General features: G+C 63.4%; 6 protein-coding genes. All 6 read left to right on the forward strand.

Translation table 11 applies throughout. The features are described from left to right. Window positions 1–2 precede the first annotated feature (2 nt). Window positions 3–788, forward strand: coding sequence for an ABC transporter ATP-binding protein (locus Q0105_RS12720; RefSeq protein ID WP_298212322.1), 786 nt, complete (start codon window positions 3–5; stop codon window positions 786–788). Between the two features lies 1 nt (window position 789). Further along, a complete protein-coding gene (locus Q0105_RS12725; protein WP_298212324.1) occupies window positions 790–1485 on the forward strand; it encodes an ABC transporter ATP-binding protein in 696 nt (231 codons plus the stop codon). Between the two features lie 199 nt (window positions 1486–1684). Further along, complete coding sequence (locus Q0105_RS12730) at window positions 1685–3784, forward strand: 3-hydroxyacyl-CoA dehydrogenase NAD-binding domain-containing protein (RefSeq protein WP_298212326.1); 2100 nt, start codon at window positions 1685–1687, stop codon at window positions 3782–3784. Between the two features lie 40 nt (window positions 3785–3824). Beyond that, window positions 3825–5000, forward strand: coding sequence for an acetyl-CoA C-acyltransferase (locus Q0105_RS12735; protein WP_298212328.1), 1176 nt, complete (start codon window positions 3825–3827; stop codon window positions 4998–5000). 3 nt (window positions 5001–5003) lie between these two features. Next, window positions 5004–5474, forward strand: coding sequence for a PaaI family thioesterase (locus tag Q0105_RS12740; RefSeq protein WP_298212330.1), 471 nt, complete (start codon window positions 5004–5006; stop codon window positions 5472–5474). A 111-nt stretch (window positions 5475–5585) separates the two neighbouring features. Beyond that, window positions 5586–6859 (forward strand): acyl-CoA dehydrogenase family protein (locus Q0105_RS12745; RefSeq protein ID WP_298212332.1); only part of this gene is annotated, 1274 nt, incomplete at its 3' end.

The following is a 6859-nucleotide window of genomic DNA, read 5'->3' on the forward strand; positions in this document are numbered from 1 at the left end:
CCATGGCTGCTGACAACGCAACCTATGCGCTCGAACTGCGCGACCTGCGCAAGAGTTTTGGCAAGACCGAGATCATCCGCGGTGCCAACCTGGCCGTGGCCCCTGGCGAGCGTGTGGCCATCATTGGGCCTAACGGCGCGGGCAAGTCCACGCTGTTCAATTTGATCAGCGGGCGCTTTGCACCCACCAGCGGGGACGTGATCCTCAACGGCCAGCGCATCAACGGCCTGGCGCCGTACGAGATCAACCGCAAGGGGCTCTCTCGCAGCTTTCAGATCACGAACATCTTTCCCAAGCTCTCGGTGTTCGAGAACCTGCGCTGCGGCGTGCTCTGGAGCATGGGCTACAAGTACACGTTCCTGCGCTTCCTGTCGAACCTGCACGATGCCAACGAGCGCGCCAGGCAGCTCATGGAGATGATCAAGCTCGATAAAAAGCGCGACACGCTAGCGATGAACCTCACCTATGCCGAGCAGCGCGCGCTCGAGATCGGCATCACCATCGCGGGCGGCGCCAACGTGATCCTGCTCGATGAACCCACGGCCGGCATGAGCAAGACCGAGACCACGCGTTTCATCCATCTCATCAAGGAGGTCACCGAAGGCCGCACCCTGCTGACCGTGGAACATGACATGGGCGTGGTGTTCGGCCTGGCCGACAAGATCGCCGTGGTGGTCTATGGCGAGGTGATCGCCTACGACACGCCGGACAAGGTGCGTGCCAACCAGCGCGTGCAAGAGGCCTATCTGGGCTCGGTGGTTGCGGACGAGCAGGGGGCGGGACACTGACATGCTGAAAATCGAAAACCTCCACGCCTACTACGGCAAGAGCCATGTGCTGCATGGCGTGACCTTTGACGTGCAGCCCGGTGAGATCGTGGCCCTGCTGGGGCGCAATGGGTCAGGCCGCTCGACCACCGCCAAGGCCATCATGGGCCTGGTGGACTGGGAGGGCACGCTCAACTGGAAGGGGCAGGACCTCAATGGCAAAAAGGCCTATGAGATCGCCCACCTGGGGCTGGGCTATGTGCCGGAAAGCCGCGACGTGTTCCCCAACCTCACGGTGCACCAGAACCTGATGCTGGGGCAAAAGGGCAACGGCAAGGGCAGCCGCTGGTCGTTTGATGACATGTACGAAATGTTCCCGCGCCTGAAGGAGCGCCAGCACACCGAGGCAGGCGTGATGTCGGGCGGCGAGCAGCAGATGCTCACCCTGTGTCGCACCTTGATGGGTGATCCCGACCTCATCATCATCGACGAGCCCACCGAGGGCCTGGCGCCCAAGATCGTCGAGCTGGTGGGCCAGTACCTCCAGACCATCAAAGCACGCGGTATCTCGGTGCTGTTGATTGAGCAAAAGCTCACCATCGCGATGAAGATCTCCGACCGTGCGCTGGTGATGGGGCATGGCTCCATCGTCTTTGAAGGCACGCCCGACAGCCTGCGGGCCGACAACTACATCCGCAAGGAGTGGCTGGAGGTGTAAAGGCTTCCGGCACATCCAATGCGTATCCCAAGAGGCGTCTGATCTATTCAGGCGCCTTTTTTTTACCCGGCGAGGCGGCCGACGGTCAACAGCCTTGTCCCACTGGGGACAAATGGGCATGCTAAACCGGCCTGAAGTCTCTACAATAAAAACGCACGACCGTTCTTTTTCACTTTTCAAGCACGCAAGGAACAACAGCATGACCGCTGAATACAAAGTCCACGGCTCCGTTGCCGTGATCACCCTGGCCAATCCTCCCGTTAACGGACTTGGGTTAGCGACCCGCCAGGGCATCGTGGACGGCCTTGGCCGTGCCAATGCTGACGCAGCGGTCACGTCCATCGTGATCACCGGTGCGGGCGGCGCGTTTTCCGGTGGCGCCGACATCAAGGAGTTCGGCACGGACAAGTCTTTGCAAGAGCCCAATCTGCTGTCGGTGATTGTTGCTATCGAGAATTCGGCCAAGCCTGTGGTGGCGGCCATGCACACTGTGGCCATGGGCGGAGGCCTGGAGCTGGCCTTGGGTTGCCACTACCGCATTGCGGCGCCTGGTTGTTCCATCGCGCTGCCTGAGGTCAAGCTTGGCCTGATCCCTGGCGCGGGCGGCACGCAGCGCCTGCCGCGTGTGCTGGGCGTGGAAGCCGCGCTCAACATGATCGTGAGCGGCGAGGCCGTCAAGAGCGAGATGATTGGCGCCGTGCCCGGCCAGAAACTGTTCGACAAGATGGCCGCGTCGGCCGAAACGCTGGCGGCCGAGGCCCTGGCATTTGCCCAGAGCGTGGCCGATGCCCGTCCGCTGCCCCTGGTGCGCAACCTGCCGTGCAAGCACCCTGAAGGCGATGCGTACTTCCAGTTCGCGCGAAACATGGTCAAGGGCATGGCCAAGAATTACCCCGCGCCCGCCAAGTGCGTGGACGCGGTCGAAGCCGCCACCAAGAAGAAGTTTGCCGACGGCATGCTGGTGGAGCGTGAGATTTTCATCAACCTGATGTGGACTCCCGAATCGCGTGCATTGCGCCATCTGTTCATGGCCGAGCGCGCGGCATCGAAGATCCCGGACGTTCCTTCGGACACCCCCAAGCGCGACATCAAGCAAGTGGGCGTGATTGGCGCGGGCACCATGGGCGGCGGCATTGCCATGAACTTCCTGAACGCGGGCATCCCCGTCAAGATTCTGGAAATGAAGCAGGAAGCCCTGGACCGCGGCATCGCCACGATCAAGAAGAACTACGAAGCCCAGGTCAAGAAGGGCAAGCTGAAAGCAGACAAGTACGAGCAGCGCATGGCCCTGCTGAGCACCACGCTGAGCTACGACGATCTCAAGGACTGCGACCTCATCATCGAGGCCGTGTTCGAAGAAATGGGCGTCAAGGAAGCCGTGTTCAAGCAGCTCGACGCCGTGGCCAAGCCCGGCGCCATCCTGGCCTCCAACACCTCCACGCTGGACGTGGACAAGATTGCCGCCTTCACCAAGCGTCCGCAGGACGTGGTGGGCATGCACTTCTTCAGCCCCGCCAACGTGATGAAGCTGCTCGAAGTGGTGCGTGGCAAGGCAACTGCCAAGGACGTGCTCGCCACCGTGATGGCGATTGGCAAGAAGATCAAGAAGACCTCGGTGGTCTCGGGTGTGTGCGATGGCTTCATCGGCAACCGCATGATCGAGCAGTACAGCCGCCAGGCAGGTTTTCTGCTGGACGAAGGCTGCACGCCCCAGCAGGTGGACAAGGCCGTTGAGAAGTTCGGCTTTGCCATGGGTCCGTTCCGCATGGGCGATCTGGCCGGTAACGACATCGGCTGGGCCATCCGCAAGCGCCGCGCTGTTGAGCGCGCTGACATGAAATACAGCCGCACCGCCGACAAGCTGTGCGAGCTGGGCCGCTTTGGCCAGAAGACTGGCGCAGGCTGGTACGACTACCAGGCGGGCAAGCGCGACGCGATTCCGAGCGACTTGGTCAACAAGATGATCGAAGACCACCGCAAGGAGCTGGGCATCACGCCGCGCAAGATTTCTGATGAAGAAATCGTGCAGCGCCTGGTGTTCGCCCTGGTCAACGAAGGTGCGCACATTCTTGAGGACGGCATCGCCAGCAAGTCCGGCGACATCGACATGGTGTACCTCACGGGTTATGGCTTCCCCATCTACCGTGGTGGCCCCATGCATTACGCCAGCGAGGTTGGCCTGTTCAACGTGGTGCAGGCCATGGACCGCTTTGCCAAGAACCCCCTGGACGACGCAGCGTTCTGGAAGCCCGCTCCGCTGCTGGCCAAGCTGGCTGCCGAAGGCAAGGCCTTCCAATAAGCGCACGCGTGCACCTCTGACCGAATAAAAAGGAATTCACATGACCTCCGCAGTGATTGTTTCCACCGCCCGCACGCCGCTCGCCAAGAGCTGGAAGGGTTCCTTCAACATGACCCATGGCGCCACCCTGGGCGGCCATGCCGTGCAGCACGCCGTGCAGCGCGCTGGCATCGACGGCGCCGACGTCGATGACGTCATCATGGGCTGCGCCAACCCCGAGGGCGCCACGGGCATGAACATCGCGCGCCAGATCGCGCTCAAGGCCGGCCTGCCCATCACGGCGTCGGGTGTTACCGTCAACCGTTTCTGCTCCTCGGGCCTGCAAACCATTGCCATGGCAGCCCAGCGCATCATCGCGGGCGAGGCCGATGTGTTCGTGGCGGGTGGCGTCGAAAGCATCTCGTGTGTGCAGCAGGAGATGAACCTGCACATGATCCAGGACCTGGCCCTGGCCAAGCAAAAGCCCGAGATCTACTGGAGCATGCTGCAGACCGCAGAGCAAGTGGCCAAGCGCTACCACATCGGCCGCGAAGCCATGGACGAATACGGCGCAGCCAGCCAGCAAAAGGCCAGTGCCGCGCAAGCCGGTGGCTTGTTCGATGCCGAGATCGCACCCATCACCGTGACGGCTGGCGTGGCCGACAAAACCCTGGGCCTGATCACCAAACAGGTGACGGTGAGCAAGGACGAAGGCACGCGCGAAGGCACCACGGTCGAGTCGATCAGCGGCCTGCGTTCCGCACTGCCGGGCGGCCTGATCTCGGCGGGCAATGCCAGCCAGTTCAGCGATGGCGCCGGTGCCTGCGTGGTGACCAGTGAAGATTACGCCAGCAAGAAGGGCCTCAAGCCCCTGGGCCGCTTCCTCGGTTTTGCCGTGGCGGGCTGCGAACCTGACGAAATGGGCATCGGCCCCGTGTTCGCCGTGCCCAAGGTGCTCAAGAAGCTGGGCCTCAAGGTCGAGGACATCGACCTGTGGGAGCTGAACGAGGCCTTTGCCGTGCAGGTGATCTACTGCCGCGACAAGCTCGGCATCCCTGCCGACCGCCTGAACGTGAACGGTGGCGCCATTGCCCTGGGCCACCCTTACGGTGTGTCGGGCCAGCGCCTCACGGGCCATGCGCTTATCGAAGGCAAGCGCCGTGGCGCCAAAAAGGTGTGCGTGACCATGTGCATCGGCGGCGGCATGGGCGCCGCAGGCATTTTTGAAGTGTTCTGACCCATGGCCCAGGATCGCCCCGCCGACGCAGCTTCGCCCGAGGCCTTTCTGGCCCTGGGCCGCGAGGTGCTGGCAGCGCAGCCGTTCAGCCAACTGTTGGGGGCGCAGCTCCAGGCGTTGTCCCCGGGGCAGTGCGAACTGCACTTGCCCATGACGCCTCAGCTGCGCCAGCAGCACGGCTTTGCCCATGGGGGCGTTGTGAGCTACCTGGCGGACAACGCTCTCACCTATGCCGGCGGCACTGCGCTGCGCGTGCCGGTGGTGACGTCTGAATTCAAGATCAACTACCTCCGTCCCGCCGTTGGGGAGCTCTTGATTGCCCGCGCCCAGGCCGCGTATGCAGGGCGCAACCAGGCGGTGTGCCGCTGCGATGTGTTTGCGGTGCAGGGTGGGGTGGAGAAGCTCTGTGCGGTAGCGCAGGGCACGATCGCCGTGCTACCCGCCCAGAGCGGGGCTGGCGAGGCTGGCGTCTGAGCGGGCTGTACCGGTGGCTCCCAGGATGCCCCCGGCACCCTTTTACTCCTGTTTTCATAGCTGCTAGCGCTTGATGGGTGGGCGCTAGAGGCTTTTTTTAATGGAAATTCCATGAGCCTTCGCCCCACCGTTGACTTCCTGCTCTACCAGTGGCTCGATGCCGAGAAGCTGCAAGCGCGCGAGCGCTTTGCCGACCATTCACGCGAAACCTTCGATGCCGTGCTGGACACCTCCGAGCGCATTGCCCGCGAGAAGTACGCACCGTTCAACCGCCTGGTGGACACCGAAGAGCCGCGCACCGCGGCCGAGCCCGACGGCACGCTGCGCGTGGTGCTGCCCCAGGCAACCTACGAGGCGCGCCGGGCCTATGCCGAGTCGGGCCTTTTGAGTGCCGCGCAGGACTACGACATTGGCGGCATGCAACTGCCCTACACGGTCGAGGCGGCGGCCAATAGTTTTTTTGCGGCAGCGTCGATCAGCATCGGCTCGAACATGCTGACATCGGGCAACGCCAACCTGCTGATGGCGCATGGCACGGCGCTGCAAAAAGAGGTGTTTGCGCTCAATGAATTCAACGGCCGCTGGTCGGGCACCATGTGCCTGTCAGAGCCGCAAGCGGGCTCGTCGCTGTCGGACGTGGCCACACGCGCCGTGCCCGACGGGGCTGATTTTGAAGCCGATCCGCTGGGCTCGCGCTTTCGCCTCAAGGGCAACAAGATGTGGATCAGCTCGGGCGACCATGAGCTGACCGAGAACATCGTCCACCTGGTGCTGGCCAAGATTCCGGGCCCTGACGGCAAGCTGGTGCCGGGCACGCGCGGCATCTCGCTGTTCATCGTGCCCAAGAAGCTGGTGGATACCAGCGGCCAGTTGACCGGCGAGCGCAACGACGTGGCGCTGGCGGGCCTGAACCACAAGCTGGGCTGGCGCGGCACCACCAACACGCTGCTGAATTTTGGCGAGGGCAAATACCCCGTGCGCGGCGGCGCCGGTGCCGTGGGCTACCTTGTCGGCAAGCCTGGCGATGGCCTCCGATGCATGTTCCACATGATGAACGAGGCGCGCATCGGCATCGGCATGGCGGCCAGCATGCTGGGCCTGGCGGGCTATTACGCCAGCCTGGACTACGCCAAAAACCGGCCCCAGGGCCGCCCGGTGGGAAAGGGCGGCAAGGATGCCGCCGCCCCGCAGGTGCGCCTGATCGAACACGCCGACATCAAGCGCATGCTGCTGGCGCAAAAGGCCTATGGCGAAGGCGCGCTGGCGCTCAACCTGTACTGCGCGCTGCTGGTGGACGAGCAGCACACAGGCAGCGCAGACGCCGCCGATGAAGCCCGCCTGCTGCTGGAGGTGCTGACCCCCATCGCCAAGAGCTGGCCCAGCGA

Origin of the sequence: Acidovorax sp. (genome assembly GCF_027492855.1) — a bacterium.
Lineage (GTDB): Bacteria > Pseudomonadota > Gammaproteobacteria > Burkholderiales > Burkholderiaceae_C > Acidovorax.

Bases quoted from the DNA above. Each gene is read 5' to 3' on its own strand.
- Q0105_RS12720 (WP_298212322.1), top strand. From the start codon at position 3: ATGGCTGCTGACAACGCAACCTATGCGCTCGAACTGCGCGACCTGCGC.
- Q0105_RS12725 (WP_298212324.1), top strand. From the start codon at position 790: ATGCTGAAAATCGAAAACCTCCACGCCTACTACGGCAAGAGCCATGTG.
- Q0105_RS12730 (WP_298212326.1), top strand. From the start codon at position 1,685: ATGACCGCTGAATACAAAGTCCACGGCTCCGTTGCCGTGATCACCCTG.
- Q0105_RS12735 (WP_298212328.1), top strand. From the start codon at position 3,825: ATGACCTCCGCAGTGATTGTTTCCACCGCCCGCACGCCGCTCGCCAAG.
- Q0105_RS12740 (WP_298212330.1), top strand. From the start codon at position 5,004: ATGGCCCAGGATCGCCCCGCCGACGCAGCTTCGCCCGAGGCCTTTCTG.